Annotated in this window: 23 protein-coding genes; 4 read left to right on the forward strand and 19 right to left on the reverse strand. The window is 70.8% G+C overall.

The features are described 5' to 3' along the window. Window positions 1-133 precede the first annotated feature (133 nt). Complete coding sequence (locus N1031_RS09120; RefSeq protein WP_259479317.1) at window positions 134-1,915, reverse strand: FAD-dependent oxidoreductase; 1,782 nt, start codon at window positions 1,913-1,915, stop codon at window positions 134-136. A gap of 127 nt (window positions 1,916-2,042) precedes the next feature. On the opposite strand from N1031_RS09120, the gene N1031_RS09125 reads away from it, so the two are divergent. Then, window positions 2,043-2,381 (forward strand): UBP-type zinc finger domain-containing protein, encoded by a 339-nt coding sequence (locus N1031_RS09125; RefSeq protein WP_259479610.1) that lies wholly within the window; start codon window positions 2,043-2,045, stop codon window positions 2,379-2,381. Here N1031_RS09125 and N1031_RS09130 read toward each other — a convergent pair. The 14 genes from N1031_RS09130 to N1031_RS09195 all read right to left on the reverse strand — a co-directional run bounded on the left by N1031_RS09130 (window position 2,378) and on the right by N1031_RS09195 (window position 17,248). Continuing rightward, window positions 2,378-3,820, reverse strand: a complete 1,443-nt coding sequence (locus N1031_RS09130) for a flavin monoamine oxidase family protein (protein WP_259479318.1) — start codon at window positions 3,818-3,820, stop codon at window positions 2,378-2,380. The two genes, N1031_RS09125 and N1031_RS09130, sit on opposite strands and share 4 nt — an antisense overlap. Before the next feature lie 4 nt (window positions 3,821-3,824). Further along, a complete protein-coding gene (locus tag N1031_RS09135) occupies window positions 3,825-4,226 on the reverse strand; it encodes a Rid family hydrolase (protein WP_259479319.1) in 402 nt (133 codons plus the stop codon). Between the two features lie 54 nt (window positions 4,227-4,280). After that, window positions 4,281-5,681 carry an APC family permease gene (locus tag N1031_RS09140; protein WP_259479320.1) on the reverse strand — a complete coding sequence of 467 codons (1,401 nt, stop codon included), beginning with the start codon at window positions 5,679-5,681 and terminating at the stop codon, window positions 4,281-4,283. A gap of 128 nt (window positions 5,682-5,809) precedes the next feature. Further along, window positions 5,810-6,334, reverse strand: coding sequence for an Lrp/AsnC family transcriptional regulator (locus tag N1031_RS09145; protein ID WP_259479321.1), 525 nt, complete (start codon window positions 6,332-6,334; stop codon window positions 5,810-5,812). A gap of 13 nt (window positions 6,335-6,347) precedes the next feature. Further along, the gene (locus tag N1031_RS09150; protein WP_259479322.1) at window positions 6,348-7,394 is read right to left on the reverse strand and encodes an LLM class flavin-dependent oxidoreductase; all 1,047 of its coding nucleotides are present in this window, start codon (window positions 7,392-7,394) and stop codon (window positions 6,348-6,350) included. Beyond that, window positions 7,391-8,347, reverse strand: coding sequence for an ATP-grasp domain-containing protein (locus N1031_RS09155; RefSeq protein ID WP_259479323.1), 957 nt, complete (start codon window positions 8,345-8,347; stop codon window positions 7,391-7,393). Before N1031_RS09155 ends, N1031_RS09150 begins: the two co-directional genes overlap by 4 nt. A 76-nt stretch (window positions 8,348-8,423) precedes the next feature. Continuing rightward, window positions 8,424-9,257, reverse strand: coding sequence for a hypothetical protein (locus N1031_RS09160; protein WP_259479324.1), 834 nt, complete (start codon window positions 9,255-9,257; stop codon window positions 8,424-8,426). Between the two features lie 49 nt (window positions 9,258-9,306). After that, the gene (locus N1031_RS09165) at window positions 9,307-10,911 is read right to left on the reverse strand and encodes a HipA domain-containing protein (protein ID WP_259479325.1); all 1,605 of its coding nucleotides are present in this window, start codon (window positions 10,909-10,911) and stop codon (window positions 9,307-9,309) included. 42 nt (window positions 10,912-10,953) lie between these two features. Next, window positions 10,954-11,322, reverse strand: a complete 369-nt coding sequence (mnhG, locus tag N1031_RS09170) for a monovalent cation/H(+) antiporter subunit G (RefSeq protein WP_259479326.1) — start codon at window positions 11,320-11,322, stop codon at window positions 10,954-10,956. Continuing rightward, a complete protein-coding gene (locus N1031_RS09175; RefSeq protein WP_310795677.1) occupies window positions 11,322-11,585 on the reverse strand; it encodes an MrpF/PhaF family protein in 264 nt (87 codons plus the stop codon). Before N1031_RS09175 ends, mnhG begins: the two co-directional genes overlap by 1 nt. Next, entirely contained in the window at window positions 11,582-12,154 is a 573-nt protein-coding gene (locus tag N1031_RS09180) for a Na+/H+ antiporter subunit E (protein ID WP_259479327.1), read from the reverse strand. Before N1031_RS09180 ends, N1031_RS09175 begins: the two co-directional genes overlap by 4 nt. Continuing rightward, window positions 12,151-13,731, reverse strand: a complete 1,581-nt coding sequence (locus N1031_RS09185; protein WP_259479328.1) for a Na+/H+ antiporter subunit D — start codon at window positions 13,729-13,731, stop codon at window positions 12,151-12,153. Before N1031_RS09185 ends, N1031_RS09180 begins: the two co-directional genes overlap by 4 nt. Continuing rightward, the gene (locus tag N1031_RS09190; protein WP_259479329.1) at window positions 13,728-14,240 is read right to left on the reverse strand and encodes a sodium:proton antiporter; all 513 of its coding nucleotides are present in this window, start codon (window positions 14,238-14,240) and stop codon (window positions 13,728-13,730) included. The genes N1031_RS09185 and N1031_RS09190 overlap by 4 nt, the downstream gene beginning before the upstream one ends. Next, complete coding sequence (locus tag N1031_RS09195; RefSeq protein WP_259479330.1) at window positions 14,237-17,248, reverse strand: Na+/H+ antiporter subunit A; 3,012 nt, start codon at window positions 17,246-17,248, stop codon at window positions 14,237-14,239. Before N1031_RS09195 ends, N1031_RS09190 begins: the two co-directional genes overlap by 4 nt. A 94-nt stretch (window positions 17,249-17,342) precedes the next feature. On the opposite strand from N1031_RS09195, the gene N1031_RS09200 reads away from it, so the two are divergent. Continuing rightward, on the forward strand, window positions 17,343-18,251 hold the full coding sequence (locus N1031_RS09200; RefSeq protein ID WP_259479331.1) for a Vgb family protein: 909 nt from the start codon (window positions 17,343-17,345) through the stop codon (window positions 18,249-18,251). Window positions 18,252-18,284: 33 nt separating this feature from the next. Here N1031_RS09200 and N1031_RS09205 read toward each other — a convergent pair whose 3' ends face one another. After that, complete coding sequence (locus tag N1031_RS09205; protein WP_259479332.1) at window positions 18,285-18,560, reverse strand: thioredoxin family protein; 276 nt, start codon at window positions 18,558-18,560, stop codon at window positions 18,285-18,287. A gap of 119 nt (window positions 18,561-18,679) precedes the next feature. Between N1031_RS09205 and N1031_RS09210 the strand changes: the two genes are divergently transcribed. Then, window positions 18,680-19,966: an adenylosuccinate synthase gene (locus N1031_RS09210; protein WP_259479333.1), complete on the forward strand. Its 1,287-nt coding sequence runs from the start codon at window positions 18,680-18,682 to the stop codon at window positions 19,964-19,966. Between the two features lie 72 nt (window positions 19,967-20,038). Here N1031_RS09210 and N1031_RS09215 read toward each other — a convergent pair whose 3' ends face one another. Together N1031_RS09215 and N1031_RS09220 are read right to left on the reverse strand one after the other, a co-directional pair. Continuing rightward, window positions 20,039-21,346, reverse strand: coding sequence for a serine hydrolase domain-containing protein (locus N1031_RS09215; RefSeq protein ID WP_259479334.1), 1,308 nt, complete (start codon window positions 21,344-21,346; stop codon window positions 20,039-20,041). A 28-nt stretch (window positions 21,347-21,374) separates the two neighbouring features. Next, on the reverse strand, window positions 21,375-22,460 hold the full coding sequence (locus N1031_RS09220; RefSeq protein WP_259479335.1) for an FUSC family protein: 1,086 nt from the start codon (window positions 22,458-22,460) through the stop codon (window positions 21,375-21,377). Between the two features lie 28 nt (window positions 22,461-22,488). On the opposite strand from N1031_RS09220, the gene N1031_RS09225 reads away from it, so the two are divergent. Next, window positions 22,489-23,010 (forward strand): MarR family winged helix-turn-helix transcriptional regulator, encoded by a 522-nt coding sequence (locus N1031_RS09225; protein ID WP_259479336.1) that lies wholly within the window; start codon window positions 22,489-22,491, stop codon window positions 23,008-23,010. Here N1031_RS09225 and N1031_RS09230 read toward each other — a convergent pair. Beyond that, window positions 22,995-23,609, reverse strand: coding sequence for a maleylpyruvate isomerase N-terminal domain-containing protein (locus N1031_RS09230; protein ID WP_259479337.1), 615 nt, complete (start codon window positions 23,607-23,609; stop codon window positions 22,995-22,997). The genes N1031_RS09225 and N1031_RS09230 overlap by 16 nt on opposite strands. Window positions 23,610-23,646 lie beyond the last annotated feature (37 nt).

Consider the following 23,646-nt stretch of genomic DNA (forward strand, 5'->3'; position numbering starts at 1 on the left):
GAGATCAGCCCGATGAAGAGCATGGGCCGCCTGGAAAGGATCCAGCCCGGCCCCGTGGTCGTGGGGGGGGGGGGCACTTGGCGACCGGTCGATCGGGAGTGCGGGATGCGCGGCCGGGGGTGAGTGGTCGGGCTCAGGTGCGCGAGCCGAGGGCGACGTGCACGGAGCGCACAGCGCTGGCACCCTCGCCGACGGCGGCGGCGACGCGTTTCATCGAGCCGAGGCGCACGTCGCCCGCGGCGAAGACGGCGGGCACGCTGGTCTCGTAGGCGAGGGGCGCCCGGCCGAGGAGGCGGTAGGCCTCGGGCATTTCGTCGCCCTCGCGCGCGATCTGCGCATCCGTCAGCACGAAGCCCGCGTGGTCAGTGAGCACTCGCAGCTCCGAGGCAGTTGCCGCGATCGACGCGGTGCTCGCGCCCGACCCGGAATCCACGCTGACTGCACCGGCCGCGCTCGCCCCGCAGCCCGCATCCGCCACCTGCAGCCACCCCGTCGACGGCTCGGCCCCGATGAAGCAGAACAGCCCGCTGCAGTCCTGGTCGACCGCGATCCCGCTCGCCCGGTCGGTGAGCGTCACGCCCGCGAGCGCCGTGTCGCCGTGCAGCGCCGTCACCTCGGTGCGGGTGCGGATCGTCACGCGACGGTGCGCCTTCAGTCGCTCCACGAGGTAGGCCGACATGGTGGCCCCGAGCTCGTCGCGGCGCGCCGCGATGGTGACGCTCGCGCCGTGCTCGGCGAGGAAGAGCGCCGCCTGCCCCGACGAGTTCGCTCCGCCCACCACGGTCACCGCGGTCTGCCCGCACGCCCGCGCCTCGAGCTCGGTGGCCGCATAGTAGATGCCCGCACCCTCGAACCGCGACCACCCGGGCAGCGGCAGCGAGCGGTACTGCGCCCCGGTGGCGATGATGATCGAGCGCGCCTGCACCATCGCGTCGTCGTCGAGCGTGAGGCGCAGTGGCCCGTCGACGGTGTCGAGCCGCATCACCCGGCACGGGCTGTAGAGGTGCGCCCCGAACTTCTCGGCCTGCACCATCGCGCGCCCGGTGAGCTCAGCGCCGCTGAGGCCGGAGGGGAACCCCAGGTAGTTCTCGATGCGCGAGCTCGCCGCCGCCTGCCCACCGGTCGCGGTGGCCTCGAGCAGCACGGTTCGCAGCCCTTCCGAGGCCCCGTACATCGCAGCGGCGAGCCCCGCGGGCCCGGCCCCGATCACGGCCAGGTCGACGATCTTTGACCCCCAGCTGCGCGGCACCGACAGCCCGATGTTCTCGGCCAGGATGCCCGGGGTGGCGTTCCGCAGCACGGCGTCGGGCAGGATGACGGCCGGCAGGTCGTCGGCCGTGAGCTCCGCCGCGCGAAGCAGCGACTGGCCGTCGAGACTGTCGCAGTCGAACCAGGTGTGCGCCAGCTGCTGCCGCGCCGCGAAGGTGCGGAGTGCCAGCGCCCGCGACGACAGGCTGCTGCCGATGATCTCGATGCCCCGCGCCCCTGCCGTGCGCTGCAGCTTGCTGCGCCGGGCCACGAGCGCCCGCAGCAGCAGGTCGGAGATGTCGGGCTCCTCGGCCATCAGCCGCCGGAACTCCTTCTGCGTGATGCGCACCACCCGCGCCGGCTCGGCCACCCGTCCGGTGAGGAAGATGCGCTGCCCGGTGAGCAGGTTGAGCTCGCCCACGAAGTCGTTCGCCTCGAACCGCGCGATCACCTCGGCAGGGGCGTCGACCGTGGCGGCCTGCTCGAGGTCGATCGACCCCTCGAGGATCACGATGAGGTCGGGCGCGGCCTCCCCAGACTCGAAGACGGTGTCTCCCACGGCCACCGTCTCCTCGGCGCCGTATGCGACGAGCCGGCCCAGCTGTTCCGTGGTCAGCACCGGATGTGCGGCGCGGATCAGCTCCTCCATCGGCACGTCGTTCCCCATGGCGACGAGCCTAGCTCGCGCATCCTGCTCGATGCGTGGTGCCGGGTGACTCACCGGGGGCCACCCGGGCATCCGTGTTGCCGGGCGGCGAACGGATGCGCGTGGGTACGATGCAAGGGTGAGCGGGATGCGCGGAATCGACGTCGAGGCAGTGCCGAGCGGAACGGGGTGCGCCGACTGCGACCCGCAGCACGGGTGGTGGCTGCACCTGCGGCGCTGCGCGGAGTGCGGGCACATCGGATGTTGCGACAGCTCGCCCTCGCAGCACGCCACGGCGCACGCGCGCACCTCGGGCCACCCGATCGTGCAGAGCTTCGAGCCGGGCGAGGACTGGTTCTGGGACTACGGCTCGGCGCAGTACGCGGAGGGGCCCGAGCTCGCCCCGCCCACCTCGCACCCGCTCGACCAGCCGGCGCCCGGGCCTGCCGGGCACGTGCCGCTGAACTGGCGAGAGCAGCTGCACTAGGCGGCTGCGATGTCGTCGAGGATCTCGGCGGCCGCTCGGTGCCCCGATCGGATGGCGCCGTCCATCCATCCCGACTTGACCGCGGTCTGGTCACCGGCGAAATGGATGCGGCCGACCGGGGTGGCGACGTGCGGCCACAGCCTGAGGAACTGGCCGGTGGTGTAGGTCACGTAGTCACCGCGGCTGAACCGCTCGGTGTTCCAGGAGTGGTAGTGTGCCCCCTCCGCCGCCTCCGAGATGCCGGGGAACATCGTCTCGAGTGCCTCTAGCGCCGCCGACAGCCGAGCGTCGTCGTCGAGGGCGTCCATGCGCTCGGCCTGCGGGCCCACCATGAAGAGGTCGAGGATGCCGCGTGATCCCGGAACGGCGAACGTGGCGTCGCGCATGATCGTCGCCAGCTCGGTGTCGGTACCGGTGAGGGCGATGACACCGCGGCCGTCGGGACGCCGCCAGACCCTCTCCTTGCACTGGATGAACAGGTGGGCCAGCGAGGTGCCCTTCAGCTCGTGCACCGCGGCCGCCTTCGCGGGCGGGAGTGCGGGCTCGATCGCGATCTCGTCGAGGCACGCGAACGGGATCGCCGAGATCACGTGGTCGGCGCGCAGCGCCGTTCGAGCACCACGGCGCAGATAGCCGACCTCGACCCCGCGGTCGTCGTGACGGATGTCGGTGACTTCGCAGCCGTAGTCGATCACCGTGCCGAGGAGGGCGGCGAGCCGGTTCGCGATCGCGTCGTTCCCGCCCTCGATGACGGTGTAGCTCCCGGCCGTGCCGAGCCGCCTGAGGTCGGCCCACTGCTGCAAGAAGAACAGGGGCGAGACGTCACGTCCGTTGTCACCGTAGCTGGCCAGGTGCGCGACTCGGATGAGCTCGACGGCATCGGGGCTCGCCCCGAGCGAGGCCAGCCACTCGAGCGCGTTGATCTCGTCGGCACCGTGGAGATGCGCGGGTGGCCACGACGGGTCGTCCACGTCACCGAGTCCGCCCTCGACGCGCGCAACGATGAGCTCGGCAAGGGCGTCGAGGTCGGCGTCGAGTTCATCGTCGTGAAGCTCTCCGGGCCAGGAGGCGGGTGTGAGGCTCCCGTCACGATTCCAGATCTCCGGGGTGGCCCCGTGGTGCAGGTAGCGTTCCCCGCGCAGGTAATGGAAGCCCCCGAGGTGCTCGGGTGACACGGGCACGAGACGGTCTTCGAGCCCGGTGAGCCTGATGTACTCCATGAGGTGGTCGTGGTCGGTGGGAACGAACAGGGGGCCGGCTTCGGTGTGCATCCCGTCGGCGAACGGCCCGCGCACGCTGTGCACGCGGCCACCCGAGCGGGTGCGTGCCTCGAGCACGGTGACGTCGTGGCCGGCGCCGAGGAGCCGGCGGGCCGCGGCCATCCCCGCCATGCCGGCGCCGATGATCACGATGGAGCGGCGTTCGTCTGTGGCAGTCATCGGGTCACCCCTCTTCCGGCCGGTACGCGATCGCGCCGATCTCGATGATCGACCCGGGGGCGGCCAGGGCGACACCGAGGATCGTCCAGGCGGGGAACACCGGCCCGGTGATGTACCGCGCCTTGACCTCCAGGAACAACCCGAGCGTCTCGAACTCGGTGTGGTAGGTCTTCAGCTCGACGATGTCGCTGAATCCCATCCCCGCCTCGGCGAGCACTTCGCCGAGGGCGTCGAAGGCGGCCACGATCTGGCCTTCGGGGTCGGGGATCGCGACGCCCTCCGCGTCGACACCGATTTGCCCCGAGACGATCAGCTGCCCACCCAGGCGGATCGCCGGTGAGTAGCCGTTCTGCTCGGCGACGGCGCGCTGAGACGAGGGGATGATGCTTTCCGGACGTGTGGACACGGGTGTACTGCCTTTCGAGGTGGGGGTGGATGACGGTTGGTCACCGGAGGTGATTCAGTGCACGACCACGGTGCGCGAGCGTCGGTTCTTAAGGGCCTCTGCACCACCGCCGATCGCGGCGAGCACGACGAGCAGCGCGATCAAGAAGATCGACGACGCCGGTGACCCGCTCAGCAGGTCGAGGTTCGTGAAGGCGAGCACCACGATCGCGCCGAGTCCGAGCAGTGCGATCACCGGTGCGATCACCGTCGCCCAGAGGGGAGCGCGCCGCTGATGAACCCTGAAGTACACGATCACCGCGATCGAGGTCGCGCACATGAGGATCAGCGCCGCGAGTCCGAGGCACCCGGAGAGGGGTGCGTAGATCTGCGAGATCGGGTCGAGACCGAGTGCGGCCGTCACCACGAGCACGGCGATCACGATTCCAGACACCGCGATCGAGGCGTTCGCGGGAGAGCGATGGGTGGTGTGGATGCGGCCGAACCAGGCCGGGATGAGACCGGCGGCGCTCATGCTCACCTGGTAGCGGTTCACCACGTTGTGGAAGGAGATGGCCGCCGCCAGGAGGCTGGTCAGCACGAGCACCTGCAGCACATCGCCGAAGACCGGACCCAGGTACTGGGCGGCGAGACCCGTGATGACGCCGGTGGGGTCGGCCGTGGCCGCCGCGACGGCATCCGGCCCCAGCGCCGACACCAGGAGGAACGCCGTCGCCGCGTAGAAGATCCCGATCGAGCCGACCGCGACCAGGGTCGCCCGGGGGATGGTGCGCTCGGGGTCCTTGGCCTCGGCGCGGAAGACGGTCGTGGCCTCGAACCCGAGAAAACAGAGGAAGGCGAACAGGAGGCCCAGTCCCGGTGCACCTGTCGCGGCCGTGGCGGGTGACAGGGAGTCGAGGGAGTAGCCCTCGCCGGGGCCGCGGCCGATGATCGCGACGTCGAGGACGACCACGAGGAGCGTCTCGGCGAGGAGGAGGATGCCGAGCGCCTTCGCGCTGAGGTCGATGTTGCGGTATCCGAGCACAGCGACGACTGCCGCCGCGAGGACCGCCCAGAGCCACCACGGGCTGTCCGTCCACCCCGAGACGCTGCCCACCAGCTGCGCGGCGAAGGCGCCGGCGTAGGCGAACAGTGCGATCAGGGTGAGTCCGTAGGCGCCGATGGCGAGGGTCGACGCCGATCCGCCGGCGACAGACCCCAGGCCGGCCCGGATGTAGCTGAAGAATCCGCCCGCGTCATCGACGAACCGGCTCATCCGGGTGTAGCCCACGGAGAAGAGCAGAAGGATCAGACCGGCGATGATGAAGTAGACCGGGACGGCGACGTTCCCCGACAGCAGGAGCATGACGGGGATGATGCCGATCACGCAGGTCAGCGGTGCGGCCGCTGCCACCACCATGAGCACGATGGAGCCGACGGAGAGGTTCCGAGTGAGCGTCACGCGATTGTTCGTCATGCCAGAAGCATGCAGATGCTCCTGTTTCGGGCAGATTTCAGGGCAAAATAATCTGGAGATGGGCTTTTTCTGCGCAGAATCTGCGGCAGTGGGCCCTGCCAGCCGCTGGGATCCGGAATTCCTGCGGGCTAGGCAGGAGGCGGAACATCGCCCAGGATCTCGGACCAGCCGCTCAGATGATCCATGTACTGCGCTCCGACGAGGTGCTCGAAGAGCAGTTGCGTCCGCGTCGACGCGACGGCCGTGTCGGAGTTGAAGTACGTCGCGACGACCTCGCGAAGCTGTTCCGTGGAGGTGCACCCGACATGGATGAGGAAATCATCGGGACCACCGAGGTACGACACCGACACCACCCATGGCATGTGCACGATCTTCGTCGCATAGGAGTCGAGCTCGGTGCGCAGGCGCATCCGCACCGCGATCACCGCCTGAACGGGAAGCCCGACCGCCGTCCAATCCAGTTGCGCATGGATCGACTGCACGAGACCGTCGTCCCGGAGAGCGCGAAGGCGGGCCGACGTCGTCGAGGGAGACGCGTGCACGCGTTCGGCGAGGTCGTTGTTCGAGATCCTCCCGTCCCGCGCCAGCTCCCAGAGGATGAGCCGATCGAGTTCGTCGATCTCGCGGGGCTTCCGCCCCCGGGTCTCTGTCATCTCGCCTCCACGGCTAGCCTCCCACGTGCGTGGCGACCTCGCCGCGCACCAGCGGGACGACCTGCTCGGCGAAGCGCTCGAGCTCTGTGAGTGCCGGGGAGAACTGCAGCAGCAGCGTGTCGACGCCGACGGCCTCGAACGCGAGGATCTTCTCGGCGACCTGTTCGGGTGTGCCCACGAAGCCCGGGCGGAGGCCGCGGTTCGAGACCGAGTAGTCCTTGAGGTCGACGGCGGTGTCGAGGTGCGAGCGCGACACGAACTCCTGGTACGACTCGTAGGCGGCGCCGTGGCGCACATCCGTGATGCGTTCGAGCTCGGCCTGGGCCTCCTGCTCGGTGTCGCGCGCGATGGCGTACGCGGCCATGCCGACGTGCTCGAACGGCTCACGCCCGAGCTCTTCACGCCGCCGCCGCATGTCGCCGATCTTCGCGGCGAGCTCGTCGACGGTGCCGCCGTGGGTGAGGTAGGCGTCGGCGAACCCCGAAATGGCCTGCCGGCCCGCCTCGCTCTCGCCGCCCGCATAGATCAGGGGGAGCACCTCGGGTTTGGGCTCGAGGTAGGTGCCCTCGAAGTCGAAGGAGGGGCCGTGATGGGTGAACGGGGTCTGCGTCCACAGGCCGCGCAGCACGTCCACGTACTCGGCCGTGAGAGCATAGCGGTCGTCGTGCTCGTGGAACTCCACGCCGTACTGCCTGGCCTCCTCGGCCCACCACGACGACACCACGTTGAGGGTGAAGCGGTTGCCCGCGATGGCCTGGATGGTGGTGGCCTGCTTCGCGGTGAGCGCCGGCGGGTGGTAGCTCGGGCGCAGCGCCACCATGAGCTCGAGGGTGGAGGTGACGGCGGCGAGAGCCGTGGTGGTGGCCCAGGCGTCGAAGGTGGGGCCGGCGTACCCGCGGATGTCGTTGAGGTTGAGCTCGGGCACGAGGGTGAGGTCGAAGCCCACCCGCTCGGCGGTCTGCGCGATCTCGGCCAGGTGGGGGAAGGTGAGCGGGATCTGCTCGTCGTCGACGTTGCGGAGCCAGCCGCCGAACACCGGGGTCCAGTAGCCGAACCTCACGTGGTCACCGCCTGGTAGCGCGATGCCAGCTCGCCCCCGAGGAACGTGGCCACGGCGGCGGACGCGGAGCGCGACGTGACGGCCTCCACATCCGGGCTGTAGTTGGTGTTGGTGTTGATGTCGTAGGGGATGAGCCGGCCGTCGGCGGTCTCGAAGAACTCGACGCCCGCCACCTCCACACCCTGGGCGGCGAGGAAGCGCCCGAGCTCGGCGATGAAGGGGGTGGAGGCGTCGAGGTCGGTGCGCTCGGTGAAGAGGCTCGGGGCTGTCGCGCCGGGCACCGCGCACGCTTCGGCGGGGCAGAGCTCGAACGAGCCGGCCGAGGTGTCGACCTTGACCGCGTAGACGAACTCGCCGCCCACGAACTCGGCGCGGGTGACGAACGGCTCGCGCGTCACCACGTACTCCTGCAGCAGTGTGATCCCGTCGACCGGCACCTCGTACTCGGGGCCGTCGACGTAGCGGTCGAACTCGTCGACCGTGTCGAAGCGGCGCACCCCGAGGCCCTTGCCGCCCTGGTTGTGCTTCGTGATGAACGGCGTCGGCAGCTGCCGGGCCCGCCGCTTCAGGTCGGCCGTGCCGAACACCGCGATCGTGTGCGGCACGTCGAACCCCGCAGCTCGGAGCGCCGCGTATTGCGCGGCCTTGCTCACCTCGAGCTCCACCACCCGGCTGCCGTTCACCACCCGGCGGCCCCACGACTCGAGCCACCGAAGCACGGCGCGCGAGCTCTCCTTCGCCACCTCGTGCCCGCGGGTGTGGGCCGAGGCGCTCAGCCGCGACCAGAACACCCCCTGCGGCGGCTCCGTGCCGAGGTCGATCGACCCGGTGTCGAGGCGCCACTCCCGGTGCTCCACGCCCGCGGCGTCGAGCGCGGCGGCCAGCGGCGGGATCCAGGTCTCGTTCTCGTGCAGGATGTAGACCGCCGGCGGGGTGGTAAAGAACTCTGTCACAGTGTGCTCCTCGGGAGGGCGTGAAATGACCGATCGTATCGCAGCGAGCTTCCGCTCAGCCCGAACGTTACTCCCGTCAGCCCTCGGCGACGCTCACCCGCACCTCGACCGCGCTCTGGCCGGCCGCGAGCTGCTCGGCGGCGATACGCGATGCCTCGTCGGCCACCGTGACGTCGAGCAGCTGGTCGGGTGGCAGGTCGCCCACGGGCTCCACCACCCAGGCCCGTGCCGACTTGATCGAGACCGTGCCCGCTGCGACCAGTGACTCCCACACCGCCACGGCCTCGTCGACCGGGGCGTCGAGCTCGGCCGTGACCCAGAACGTCGAGCCCGGGTCGGTGGCCGTGAATCCCAGATTGCGCTGAACGCCTCCGACCTCCTCGGCGGTCGCGCGCATCCGCTCGACGGCGGCGAGGAGCCCGGCGGGCGACTCCGCGTCGATCGTGGCGCAGTAGGCCGAGCATTCGTTGGCGCCCCGCGCGGTGAACGTCTCGAACGAGGCCTCGTCGCGCAGCGCGAGGAAGACATCGAGGGTGGCCGCCCCGCCCAGATTCGAGAAGCTGCGGTCGTCGCCGAGCTCCCAGGTGAGGTAGACCGCGGGCCAGCCCTTGCCGTCTGCGCGCCGTTCGGCCTCGGTGGCGAGTCGCTCGAGATCGTCGTCGGGGATGGCGGGGTCGAGCTGCGTGATGAACGACGCGCTCGCGCTCCACGGGTCGTCCGAGGTGCTCGAGGTGGCGGAGAGCACCCACTCCTGCTGCTCGATCCACTCCTCCACCTGCCGCGCGTCGTCGTCGCCCGGCCGCGCCACGCATCCGCTCATCGCCGCTGCCGCAGTGCCCACGGCCACCAGCGCAGCGGCGAGCACGAGAGCCCGCCGCCCCCTCCCTCCACGCGCTGGCATCCCCGTCATGTGCCGAGCATACCGCGCAGATGAGACTCTGTCATTTAGTCGCGCGCGCTCACGCGGAGAGAAGGGATGCTCGTGCCTGTTCCGCGCGGAGCGGCATCCAGCGCACATAGCGCTCGACGACCTCCGAGCGCACCTCCGCCGGCAGTCCCGCCGCGATCTCCTCGACGACGGCCGGCAGTGCGTCGCACATCTGCGCCGTGGCCTCGAGCAGCTCTGCCGATGGCATGCCGCACCGCCGGGCGATCGCACCAAGCTCGAAGCCGCCGATCTCGCCCGCCACGGCCGAGGCGCCGTACCGGAAGGCCAGCGACCGCCCGGCGGCGCGGGCGAGGAGCGACTCCTCGTCGAGGTCGGCCGCACCGAGGTACGGGATGACCGACGAGGCGTCGTAGAGCGGTGTCAGCCGCGCGCCGCCCGGATCGAGGAACACCGAGTGGTTCTTGGCGTGCGAGTCGGTGTGGAGCACGATCCACGAGAACGCGAGAACCCGCGCGAACCGCTTCCGTGAGTCATCGCTCGCCAGCGGAGCCGTCTCGGCGAGCAGTCGCGCGATGGCGTCGATCGAGGGGCCTCCGTGCACCTCGTACTTCGCGAGCCGCGGGGTGCCGAGCGCCTGCGCCAGGTCTTCTTGATGGAGGCGGAGCGTCGGAGCCGAATCCTGTACGCGGTCGAACCGTTCCACCACGAGGGCATGCTGGTCGCCGAACCTGGTCAGCTCCACCGCGGCGGCGGGGATGCCGAGCCGCGCGGCGGCGCGCATCGTGATGAACTCGACGATCTCGCCGTCGGGCACGCCGTGCACGCAGGGCTTGACGATGTGCGTGGATGCGGCCGCTCCCGAGGTCTCGAACCAGTCACCCTCGTGGCGGGCGAGCGAGAACTTCGTCTGAGCACCGCTCAGCGAGAACTGTCCCTCGGGCGCTCGCGTGTCGTCGTGCCAGGCGGTGGCGTCGGCCCGGGCTTCGCGGATGCGGCGGGCGATCCACTCGTCGTCGACCGGGCGGCGCTCGCCGATGTCGGGCGAGCCGTCGCGACGGAACCACACCGCACCGGCCACGTCTTGGCCGTAGTGCGCGAGCAGCTCGAACGGGTCGGCCCGGGTGAGCCCGGCGCGGGTCGCCCAGCGCTCCCGCACCTGAGGGCTGTCGGGCAGCAGGTTGTCGACGAAGTTCCACACCGCCTCGCCGCGATGCACCCGCTTGGCGAGCGGCAGTGACAACGACACCGGCACGGTCGTGAGGTCGTCGGAGGCCTCGGGCTCGTACTCCAGCCTGAACTCGTCTCGCACACCCCGCATCAGCCGCGCCACGTGCCTTCCGTGGAGAAGGATGTGGAGGGGAGAGTCACGTCGGCCGGCGGAGCTTCGCCGACGACCTGGCGCACTCGCCTGGGCGCGCTCGTTCGCCGGCGGCTCATCGGGTGACGGGTCGGTCGGCACACCGGGCTCCGCCACGAGAACCACCGTCACCAGATCGAGCGCCCGCAATACCGCCTGCACTTTCGCGACCGTGGTCTCGGTGGAGCCTTGTTCGAACCGCACCAGCCATTGGCGGGTGACCCCGGCGCGCTCGGCCAACTCGGCCTGCGACAACTCCAGCTCCACGCGTCGGTCTCGAGCCAGGTAGCCGTAGTCCGCGGCGGAAGCGATGCGCATCTTCAGATGCTATAGCGACCGTACTTGGGAGTAAAGTACGTTCTATGTGACATTTCGGGGCGCATCCGGGGTCAGCTCGTCGACGACGAGGATGTCGCGGCGGAAGTGATCGGTGCGGTAGGCGGCGCGCCCCACGAGGTGCGCCGAGACCGGGGCCGTGAGGCTCTGGAAGAACACGATCGCCACCGCGAGGGTGAGCGTGCCGAGCGAGAAGTTCGTCACCGCCACGTCGGCCACGATCGCCATCAGCCCGAGGATCTGCGGTTTCGTGGCCGCGTGCAGCCGCGACAGCACGTCGGGGAAGCGGATGAGTCCCACCCCCGCCGCGAAGCACATCAGCGCCGCCAGCAGCACCAGCACCGCGGTCACCACGTCGCGCACGTCCCACACCATGTCCCAGCCCGCGTCCATCAGGTGTCATCCCTCGACGACATGAAGCGGGCCACGCTCACCGAGCCCAGGATGCCGAACAGCGCGAGCCCGAGCATCACAGGCAGCGTGTCGGTGTGCCGGTTCACGGCCATCTCGGCGCCGATCGCGATGATCGCGGTGGCGATGAGCACATCGGATGCGATGATGCGGTCGAGCGCGGACGGACCCTTCACGATGCGCCAGATGGCGCCGACCGCGCCGGCGGCCATGAGTGCGCCGGCGATCACGATGACGACGATCACGAGGTGGCCTCCCTCGTGTCGGCGCTCTTCTTGTCGGTACTCTCCGCCGCGCGCAGCCGCTCCACGTCGTCGTGCGACCCCGCGGCCAGGATGATGCGCCGCTCGGTCGCGAGCACCTCGCGCTTCAGGCGGGGCAGCTCGTCGGCGGAGTGCACGTCGAGTGCGTGCAGCGCCAGGGTGCCCTGCTCGCGGTCGAGGTCGAGCACGATCGACCCCGGCACGAGCGAGACGGCCTCGGCGGTGAACGTCATCACGAGGTCGCTCCTGCTGCGCAGCTGCACCACGATGATCGCGTTCGACGGCGTGTAACGCGGGTTCACGGCCACCCAGGCGATCTGCAGCGATGCCACCACGATGTCGGCCAGGAGCCGCACCAGGAAGACCAGCGCGCGCCACGGGTTGAAGCGCCCGCTCAACCGCACCGCGGGCAGATAGAAGGTGGCCGACACGAGCAGGGCGAACCCGATGCCCACGAGCAGGTTGAGCACGCTGAACTCGCCCCAGAGCAGCATCCAGAGCAGCACCAGGCCGAGGAAGGGCACGAGGCCGGAGGCGATGCGCGCGATCACGGCGTGCCTCCCGGGAAGACCGACTCCACGTAGACCTCGGGCGTCACCACGTTGACCGCCGCCCGCTGGGTGAGCCCGAACAGCGGCCCGGCGAACACCGTGAGCGCCACGGTGATGGCGATGAGTCCGGTGGTGGCCCCGGTCATGAGCGCCGAGTTGCGCGTGGCCGTCGCGACGCCGGTGGCGGTGCCGTTCGTGGTCTCCGGGCTCTCCTGCAGCGACTCGATGAGGGGTGACTCGTAGCCCTCCACCTCGGCCTTGGGCCGCCAGAACGCCATGTTCCACACCCGCATGAGCGCGTAGAGCGTGAGCAGCGAGGTGATCGCTCCGGCGGCGAGGAGGGCGTACACGAGCGGCGACGGGCTCTGCGCGCCCGCCTCGAACAGCCCCACCTTGCCGAGGAAGCCCGAGAACGGCGGGATGCCGCCGAGGTTGAGCGCTCCGATGAAGAACAATGCCGCTACGAACGGCGCCTTCTTGAGCAGCCCGCCGAGCCTCGTGATCGACGTCGACCCGCCGACCCGCTCGATCAGCCCCACCACGAGGAACAGCGCCGTCTGCACCGCGATGTGGTGCACGATGTAGTAGATCGTGGCGCCCATCGCGAGCTCGGTGCCGATCGCGACGCCGAAGATCATGTAGCCGATGTGGCTTACCAGCGTGAACGAGAGCAGCCTCTTCACATCGGCCTGCGCGAGCGCGCCGAGGATGCCGATGAGCATCGTCAGCCCGCCCACGATGAGCAACGGCACCATCAGCGGCACGTCGAAGAACAGCAGCCGGTCGGTGCGGATGATGGCGTAGACGCCCACCTTCGTGAGCAGGCCCGCGAACACGGCCGTGACCGGCGCCGGGGCCGTGGGATAGGAGTCGGGCAGCCAGAACGACAGCGGGAACACGGCCGCCTTCACCGCGAAGCCGATGAGCAGCGCCACGCAGAGGATCATCTGCACGTCGAGCGGCAGGGCCCGGATGCGCTCCGACAGCAGCGCCATCGTCACGGTGCCGGTCGCGCCGTAGATGAGTGCGATCGCGCCGAGGAACAGCAGCGACGACACCAGGCTCACCACCACGTAGGTGACGCCGGCCCGGATGCGCGACCCGGTGCCGCCGAGGGTGAGCAGCACGTAGCTGGCCGCGAGCAGCATCTCGAAGCCCACGTACATGTTGAACAGGTCGCCGGCGATGAACGCGTCGAACAGTCCGGCCGAGAGGATGAGGTACGTCGGGTGGAAGATCGACACGGGGGTGTCGCGGTCGCGGTCGGCGATGCCCTGCCCCACCGCGAACACGAGCACCCCGAGCAGCATGAGCGCCGAGACCACCACCATGATGGCCGAGAGCCGGTCGACCACGAGCACGATGCCGAACGGCGGTTCCCAGCCGCCGACGCGCACCACGACGGGCTCGCCCGAGTGGTCGACCACCGCCAGCAGCACAGCGGCAGCGGCCGTGACGAGCGTGAGCGCCGACACGGAGATGACGATCTGCAGTCGCGGGTAACGGCCCAGGATGAGCGTGACGGCCGCGCCGATCAGCGGCAGCAGCACGAGCAGGGGAACGAGTGCGGAGCTCATCGCATCACATCCCTCTCCCGCTCGCTGGGCTCCGGCGTGGCCGGCGGGCCGTCGTCGTCGCCGTGGTCCTCGTCTTCGTCGAGCACCTCCAGCACCGCGGTGTCGTCGCTCTCGAGCGAGGCCTGCAGCTCGTCGGCGTTCTCAGCCTCGATCGCCTCCTCCTTCTCCTCGTCGCTCATCACGTCGTCGCCCTCGTCGCCGAGGTTCGACAGCCACCACGAGCGGTAGATGAGGGCCAGGATGAACGCGGTCACGCCGAAGTTGATGACGATGGCCGTGAGCATGAGCACCTGCGGGAGCGGGTCGACCGTGTCGGCGGCCACCTCGCCCCCCGGCACGATCGGAGCGCTGCCCGCGCGGCCCGACATCAGGAAGATGAGCAGGTTCGTGGCGTTGCCCACCAGCAGGAAGCCGATCAGGATGCGCGTGAGGCTGCGCTCGAGCATCACATAGACGCCGGTGCCGTACATGATCGCCATCAGCACGACGAGGGTGAGGGAGGCACTCATCGGCGGCCCCCGCTCGTCGTGGCGGGCGTCTCGGCGTTCACAGGCGCCGTGGTCGCGACGGGTACCGCGCCGGTGTCGCGCGCATCCGTGTGCTCGTCGCCCGAGCCCTCCGGGGCGGCGTCGCCGGCCTCGGCCTGCTGCCGGTCGACCTCGCCGCCGAGCGCGCGGATGATGTCGAGCACCACGCCGATCACCACGAGGTACACACCCACGTCGAAGATGGTGGAGGTGCCGAACGAGATGTAGCCCAGCACGGGAACCTCGGCCGAGAAGTACGCCGAGGTGAGCACGTCGGCGCCGAGGAAGAGCGAGCCCACGGCCGTGCCGGTGGCGAGCAGCATGCCCGTGCCGAGCAGCACGCCGGGCCCGATCGGCAGCGTCTCGCCGAGCTCGTAGCGACCGCCGGCGAGGTAGCGGGCGATGAGGGCGAGCCCCGCCAGAACGCCGCCCGCGAACCCGCCGCCCGGCATGTTGTGGCCGGCGAAGAGCAGGAAGATCGACACCACGATCGCGGGATGGAAGATGAGGCGCACGAGCACCTCGAGGATGAGCGAGCGGTTCTCGGGGGCGAGCGTGCGGCCTCCGAGCAGCCAGGAGTGCTGGCGCTCGGCGGGCGCCTCGTCTGCGGTGTGCGGGTCATCGACGATGCGGGTGCGGGCGATGCCCTGACGCCTGGCCCGTGACTCGCGCAGACGCGGGATGCTGGCGTTCCGCCCGGTGACGAAGATCAGGCTCGCGACGCCCGTGGCCACGACGATGAGCACGCTGAGCTCGTTCATGGTGTCCCAGGCGCGGATGTCGACGAGCATGACGTTGACGATGTTCTCGCCGTGACCGAGCTCGTAGGAGAGCCGGGCGAGCTCGTCGGTGAGGGTTCCCGCCTCGCGGGCGCCGAGGGCGACGATGCCCACGAGGCCCATCGTCACGCCCACCAGCACACCGATCACCACTCGGCGGCCACGGCGCACGGGCTTGTTGTGCTGGGCGATCTTCGTGGGCAGGCGCCGCAGCACGAGCATGAAGACCACCAGGGTCACGGTCTCCACCAGTGCCTGCGTGAGGGCGAGGTCGGGTGCGCCGTGGTAGGCGAACAGCACCACCATGCCGAACCCGGTGGCACCCACGAGCAGCACGGCGGCGAGACGGTGCGTGGCACGGGCGGCGAGCACGGCGGCCACGGCCATCGCGGCGGCGACGAACAGCTGCGCCGGGTAGTCCCAGAGCACGATCGACTCGGGCCAGGTGCGGTTGAACGCGGTGGCGGCGCCGAGGCAGAGCACCACCACGAGCAGGATCGTGCCGATGTACTGCGGCAGGCCGCCCTTCTGAGCGAACAGGGTCACGCGGGCGGCGAGCGCGTCGACGGAGCGCACGATGCGGATGTAGTCGCGTGCGGCGTCGAACACGTGCGGGAGGCTGCGCTGGAACCGGGCGAACGGCTTGCGGAGGGCGAAGAGGCCGAGCCCCGCCGCGATGATGGCGGCCGAGATGCCGAGCGCGGGCTCGAGGCCGTGCCAGAGGGCGAGGTGGTAGACGCCGTGGGAGCCGGGTTCGGTGGGGATGGTGTCGGCGTAGGACTCGAGGAAGGGGGAGATGAGGGGGGAGAGGATGCCGAGGGCGAGGGTGGCGAGGGCCAGGAACGCCGGCGCGATGAGGATGAGGGGGTCGGGGGCGTGGTGCGCGGAGTGGTGTTCCACCTCGTCGGGGAGGGGCTTGGTGGCGAAGGCGCCCCAGAGGAAGCGGGCGGAGTAGGCGACGGTGAGGATGCTGCCGAGGGCGATGCCGATGAGGGCGGCCCAGCCCCACGCATCCGCGGCTTCGAGGAGGGAGGTGAGCACGGCCTCTTTGGCGACGAAGCCGAGGAGGGGCGGGACGCCGGCCATGGAGGCGGCGGCGACGATCGCGATCGCGGCGAGCGCGGGGCGGCGGCGGCCGAGGCCGGAGAGTTCGCGCAGGTCGCGGGTGCCCTCGTCGTGGTCGACGATGCCCACCACGAGGAAGAGGGTGGCCTTGAACAGGGCGTGCGCGAGCAGCAGGGTGGCGCCCGCGAGCGCGGTGTCGCGGGTGCCGAAGCCCACGACCACGGTGAGGAAGCCGAGCTGGCTCACGGTGCCGTAGGCGAGCAGCAGCTTGAGGTCGTTCTGGCGGAGGGAGCGCCACGCACCGAGCAGCATGGTGAGCACGCCGAGCGAGACGAGCACCGGGATCCACCCCGGGGTGTCGGCGTAGCCCGGCGCGAAGCGGGCCACGAGGTAGATGCCCGCCTTCACCATCGCGGCCGCGTGCAGGTAGGCGCTCACCGGGGTGGGGGCCGCCATCGCCGCCGGCAGCCAGAAGTGGAACGGCACGAGCGCCGACTTCGACAGCGCCCCGGCGAGGATGAGCATGACCGCCGTCGTGACGACGCCGCTGCCCGCCGGCGGGTCGGCCACGAGCGAGGCGATGCTCGTGGTGCCGGCCTCCGCCGTGAGCAGCACGATGCCCACGAGCATCGCGAGCCCGCCGAAGGTGGTGACCAGGAGCGCCTGCAGGGCCGCGCCGCGGCTCTCCTTGCGGCCCGTGTAGTGACCGATGAGGAGGTAGGAGAGCACGCTCGTGATCTCCCAGAACATGAACATGACGTAGATGTCGTCGGCGGTGACGAGGCCGTACATCACGCCCGCGAAGGCGAGCAGCACGGTCGCGAAGCGGCCCAGCTGCGGCTCGGAGGGCGAGAAGTACCGGGCGCAGTACACCAGCACGAGAGCGCCCACGCCCGTCACGATGAGGGCGAGCAGCCAGGCCAGGGTGTCGACCCGGAAGGCGAACGCGATGCCCAGCTGCGGGATCCAGGGCACCGACTCGGTGACCGCTCCGCCCCCCAGCACCGTGGCGGTCTGCGTGAGCGTGTACACGAACACGCCTGCCGGCAGCACCGCGAGCAGGTAGAACACCCGGGTCGAGAGGATGCGCGTGAGCAGCGGAGTGAGCGCCACGAGCCCTGCGAACGTCAGCAGGGCCAAGATCACGCGGACTCCTCCAGGCGGCTCGTCGGGGAGAGGGCAGGTCCTCCATTCTATCGGGACGCCGGAGGGGCCCGGTCGCGGTGGCTAGGCTCGGGGTATGAGCTCGATCGTCGTGCACGAGGTCGCCACCGCCGCCGAGGGGCCGTACGGGGTCGCGATCACGCGCGACGGGGCGGTGTGGTGCACGCTCGTGCACGCGGGTGCGGTGTTGCGCGTCGCGCCTGGAGTCGGGTCGGAAGGTGTCACGCGCATCCCGATCGCCGCGTCGGCCGCGGGGGCGCAGGTCTCGCAGGTGACGCCGGCGGCCGACGACTCGGTGTGGGTCTCCGACACCGCGGGCGACGCGCTCGTGCTGGTGGGTGCATCCGGGGTTCTGCGGCGGGTGGAAGTGCCCACGCGCGGAGCCCAGCCGTTCGGGGTGGCGGCGCAGGCCGATGGCACCGCGTGGTTCACCGAGCTGGGGCGGGATGCGCTGGGCCGTATCGACCTGTTCGGGCGGGTCACGGAGTTTCCGGCCGGCACCGACGAGGGGTTCGTGTCGATGATCGCATCGTCGGGCGAGAGCCTGTGGTTCACGGCGAACCAGGCCAACGCGATCGGGTATGTGCGCGGGGGCGATTCGGCGGTGCGGCTGTTCGAGGTGCCGACGCCGCACGCCGGGCCGGTGGGCATCACGGTCGGGCACGACGGTGCGGCGTGGTTCGCCGAGATGCAGGCCGGGGCGATCGGGCGGGTGGACCGCTCGGGGGTGTTCGCCGAGTTCGCGTTGCCGTGGTCGTCGTCGAAGCCGCACGCGGTGGCCGCGGCGCCCGACGGCTCGTGCCTGTGGGCGACGCTATGGGGGTCGAATGAACTCGCGCGCGTCGGGTACGACGGGGTGGTCGCGCTCGTCGACCTCGCCCCTTCCGGGCACGAGGAGCCACACGGCCTGGCGGTCGCGCCCGACGGCACCGTCTGGGTCGCGATGGAGTCCGGCGCCCTCCTCGAGGTCGCCCCTGCCTCCTGATCCGGAAGCCTGACCCCGGGGCGTGACCGTCCGTCAGGGGAGGGCGGCGGCGATGGCGGTGAGGAGCTGGGGTGCGGTGGGCACGCCGGCGGCGCGCATCCGTTCGGTGCCGTCGGGGGCCGAGATGACGACGGTGGGGGTCGCCACCACTCCGGCGGTCTCGCTCGCGTCGGGGTCGGCCGCCACGTTCACCTCGTGCCACTCGATGCGGTCGCCGAGCAGGGGAGCGATCTGCTCCAGCGTCGCGCGGGTGCTCGTGCACGCGCCGCAGAAGCTCGACGAGTACAGCGTGACGGTGAGCTCTGGCATGTCCTGCACAACCGGCGGAACGCATCCGGGATTCCCCAGGCGGGGCCGCCCACCGGATGCGCGGACCCGCTCACGATAGGATCGATTGTCAACCGGCACGGTTCGGAGGGAATCCACACATGCCAGCGATCGTCCTGATCGGCGCCCAGTGGGGCGACGAGGGAAAGGGCAAGGCCACCGACCTCCTCGGAAGCCGCACCGACTACGTCGTGAAGTTCAACGGCGGCAACAACGCCGGGCACACGGTGGTGGTCGGCGACAAGAAGTACGCCCTGCACCTGCTGCCCTCGGGCATCCTCACGCCGGGTGTCACGCCCGTCATCGCCAACGGCGTCGTGGTCGACGTCGAGGTGCTCTTCCACGAGCTCGAGGCGCTCGGCTCGCGCGGGGTCGACGTGTCGCGCCTGCTGGTGTCGGCCAACGCCCACGTCATCACGCACTACCACCGCACGCTCGACAAGGTCACCGAGCGTTTTCTCGGCAAGCGGCAGATCGGCACCACCGGCCGCGGCATCGGCCCGGCCTACGCCGACAAGATCAACCGCGTCGGCATCCGCGTGCAAGACCTCTTCGACGAGGGCATCCTGCGGCAGAAGGTCGAGGGCGCGCTCGACCTCAAGAACCACATCCTCGTGAAGGTCTACAACCGGCGGGCCATCGCGGCCGAGGAGGTCGTCGACGACCTGCTGTCGTACACCGAGCGGCTGCGGCCCATGGTGGCCGACACCTCGCTCGTGCTCAACCGGGCGCTCGACGAGGGCAAGACCGTGCTCTTCGAGGGCGGCCAGGCCACCATGCTCGACGTCGACCACGGCACCTACCCCTTCGTCACCTCGTCGAACGCCACCTCGGGCGGCGCCTCGACCGGTTCGGGCGTGGCGCCCAACCGCATCGACCGCGTGATCGCGGTCGTGAAGGCCTACACCACGCGTGTCGGAGCGGGCCCCTTCCCCACCGAGCTGTTCGACGAGTCGGGCGAGTTCCTGCGCTCGCAGGGCTTCGAGTTCGGCACCACCACCGGGCGGCCGCGCCGCACCGGCTGGTACGACGCCCCGATCGCCCGGTACACGGCGCGCATCAACGGCGTCACCGACTTCGTGCTCACCAAGCTCGACGTGCTCACCGGCCTCGAGCGCATCCCGGTCTGCGTGGCCTACGACGTCGACGGCGTGCGGGTCGACGAGGTGCCCGTCTCGCAGAGCGACTTCCACCACGCGAAGCCCGTCTACGAGGAGTTCGAGGGCTGGTCCGACGACATCACCGGTGCCCGCACCTTCTCCGACCTGCCGCCTGCCGCTCAGCGCTACGTGCTCGCTCTCGAGGAGATGAGCGGCTCGCGCATCTCGGCCATCGGGGTCGGCCCCGCGCGCGACGCCATCGTCGAACGGCACGACCTGCTCGGCTGAGCCGTGCCGGCTCGCGCCGCGTGCGCGCGCTGAGCGAACCCGCGCGAAGCAGCCGGGCGGCCAGACCGGCGGTCAGTCCGCGGGCCCGTGGAAGACGGGCGCCACCGCCTCCGGAACCAGCGTGGCGGCGAGTTCGTCGACCAGCTGGGTGGCTCGGTTCGGGAGGGTGCCCGTCCAGTCCGTGACGCTCTGCTCGGTCATGGTGGCGGCCACCGCGATCGTGACGCTGTGACCGTCGTTGCGATCGGGCGGCAGCGTCGCCACGGCCGAGAGGTACCCGGCGAAGAGGGGCGTCTGCATCACCCAGTCGTTCTCGAGAAACACGCCGAGCCCGTAGCTGAACTCCGGTGTGAGCGTGTGACAGGTCGGGCACCCCTCCAGCGACGAACCGAATCCCGCCGGCGGCGGTGTGAGCATGTCCTCCAGCGACGCGGGTTCGAGCACGGCTCCCCGGCCGATGATCTGCTCGAAGCTCTCCGCCATGTCGCCGATGGTCGTCGTCTCGACGGCTCCGGGCGGGAGGGTCCACGACGGGTTCCAGTAGGTGGCGTCCTCCCACACGCCCCGCTCGGCGGTGAAGGCGTGTACCACCGGCTCGGGAACGGCCGGGGACTGGTCGGCCACGGTCTCGGTGAGCCCGAGCGGGTCGAGCACATAGTGGGAGATGAGCTCGTCGAGGGGCGCTCGGCCGGCGCGTTCGAGCACCAGCCCGAGAGCGAAGTATCCCGCGTGCGAGTAGCCCCAGTTGGTGCCGGGCTCGAACCAGTGGCCGAGTTCAGCGCTGGACTCGAGCACCTCGTCGCGGGTGACGTCGCGGAAGGGATCGGCGTTCAGGGCGGCGAGGAACTCCGGGTTCTGCACGTGATCGGGCATCCCCGAGGTCATCTGCGCGAGCATCCGGGGCGTGGTGGTGTCGGCGTAGGGCAACTCGGGTGCCCACTGCGCGATGGGCGCGTCGAGGTCGATCAGCCCGTCCTCCGCCATGCGGAGCAGGGTCGCGGACACGTACATGATCGCCACGGCGCCGTTGCGGAAGCGCCCGTCCTGCGTGATCGGCTCGCCACCCATCGCCTCCCCGCGGCTGTACTGCGCCACGAGGGTGCCGTCGACCCTGATCTGGGCGAGCAGCGACCCCAGGTGGTGCTCGTCGAAGGCGGCGTCGGCGGCGTCGGCGAGCACGCGGGTGGTCTCACCCGGTGTGCCGCTCGAGATCCCCGCCACGACTCCCGCAGCCGACGAGACCGCATCCCCACCGCCGGGGCGTGAGCCGCCGGCCGGCTCCGCCACGCAGCCCGTCACGAACGCCACGATCAGCGCGAGGGCCACGCCGCTCCCGACCCGGCGGGTGAACGATCGTCTCAGACGGAGCGCGGGGGCCATGCACCCATGACACCACACCGGAGCGTGCTCAGGGCACCACGGGCGCGCGTGGGCTGCGGCCGCGGCGGGTGAGCGCGACGACGGCGCTCACGGCGAGGCCGACGGCCGTGCCGAGGAGGGTCTCGAGCGTGCGGTCGCCGAGCAGCGCCCACTCCGAGCCGGGATGCGCGAGGTACGACATGATGAGCGCGAGCGGCGTGACGAACACCATCGCGAGGCCGTAGTTGCGCATCACGAACAGCTCCGCGCCCACTTGCAGCAGCACCGCGAACAGCACCAGCACGAGGGGAACGGTGCTCAGCGCGAGCAGTGCGGCCGCGAGCGCGACGCCCGCCAGGGTGCCGAGCACGCGATGCCCGGCCCGCACGAGGTGCCCCGCGATGTCGGCCGCCGACAGCGCCGCGACCGCCGACACCATCGCCCAGTACGGGTGACCCAGCCCGCTCACCGTGGGGACGGCGCCTGCCACCAGCACTGCGACCGCGAGCCCGGCGATCTTCGTGCGCTCGCCGGGTCGGGCCAGTGCGGCGCGCAGCGACACCCGGAGCCGGGTCGGTTCGCGGCGCCGCGCGGCCGGATGCGCGATCCCGGCACCCGACACGAGCATCGCGAAGGCGGCGCTCGCGCCCGCGAGGGCGAGCGCCACCAGCACCCCCACGGGCTCGGCGGGCACCGAGGCGCACGCCGCGAGCGCGAACACGAAGAACAGCGCTCCCGGTGGGTGCCAGTCGAGGGCGTCGGCCGCCAGCGTCAGCGCGCCCGCGACGACCGCGGCCACGGGCACGATCAGCCAGTCCCGCAGGGGTGAGACCGCGATGGCGGTGCCGAGCACCACGCACGCGATCAAGGCGAGGGCGGCGGTGGCCTGCATCCGGAGCCGGGTGCCGTGGGTGTGGTCGCGCCCGTAGAGGGCGGTGAAGGCGCCGAACACCGCGTAGAGGGCGAGGTCGATGTGGCCCGTGAGCTCGAGCGCCACGAGGGGCACGCCGATCGCGATGCCGGCCCGGGCCGCGGCGCGGTGTGCGCCCGCGTGCGGGCCGAGGGTGACCAGCCGCCGCAGCAGCGGACCGGGCGCGAGCGACGGACTCGGAGACGATGAGGCGGATGCGGGCATCCAAGTAGTTTACTCGTAAACTATCTGCATGACGGATCTCGGTCACGACGACGACATCGACCGCATCCGCGCGGGCTGGCACACGCTCGCGCCCGAGCTCGACACCGGGGTGATCGACGTGGCCGGCCGCATCCTCCGTGGGGCCGCGCTGCTCATCCGCCGCGGCGACGAGTTCCTCGCCGGGTTCGGGCTCACCCGCGGCGAGTTCGACATCCTGTCGGCCCTGCGTCGCGCGGGGCGGAGACTCTCGCCCGGCGAACTGACGACGGTGTCGCTGGCCTCGGGCCCGGCGACGACGAAGAGGCTGAAGGCGCTGGAGACGAGAGGGCTCGTGGTGCGCACCCCCAACCCTCACGACGGGCGCGGCGCGTTCATCGAACCCACCGCCGCGGGCGCGCGGCTCATCGACGACGTGTTCCCGCGACTGCTCACGGTGGAGCGGGAGATGGTCGCCGCCCTGACGCCCGACGAACTCGCCGAGACCGGTGAGTTGCTACGGCGGGTTCTGGCCTCGTTCGAGCGGGCCGGCGGCGCTCAGACCAGCGAGTAGCCCTCGGGCAGCCCGTCCCGCCCGGTGAGGGCCAGCAGCACCCGCTCGCCTTCCCCCCGCACCGCGGCGATGCCGGCGGCGAGTTCGAGCGTCGCCCGCACCGCCTCGGCCGGCTGCCCGTGCGGCACGCCGGTCGCTCGGCTGATGTCGAGCGAGTGCACCACGAGTTCGAACACGCGCGTGCGCAGATATTCGCCGAGCTCGATTCCGAGACCGCCGATCGACACCACGCGCTCCGGGTGCGCCGAGTCGACGAGCGCCATCGCCCGTGCCAGCGCATCGGCGACCGCCTTGCCGGGGTCGTCGCCCAGCCAGATGCCCGCCTCGACCCCGCGGGCTGCGACCGAGGCCGGATCGGCGAGGTCGCGGTACACCCGGGCGTAGTAGTTCTCGGCGTTCGGCACGTTCGGAAAGCCGGGGTCGTCGAGCAGGAGGTAGCTCTCCACCGTGAGGATGGCGCGGGTGGTGTGGCCGACGAGGGAGCGCAGCGTCCACTCCCCGAGCACGGGCGCGAGTGAATCCCACGCCTCGGCGGGGAGCCGCGTCACGAGGTCGTGGAACGCTGTGGCGGAGTGGAAGAACACGGCGGCACTGCCCATCGCACCATCGTGGCACAGACACTGCTCCCGGGGTGCC

Origin of the sequence: Herbiconiux moechotypicola (genome assembly GCF_024979255.1) — a bacterium.
GTDB classification, from domain to species: Bacteria; Actinomycetota; Actinomycetes; order Actinomycetales; family Microbacteriaceae; genus Herbiconiux; species Herbiconiux moechotypicola.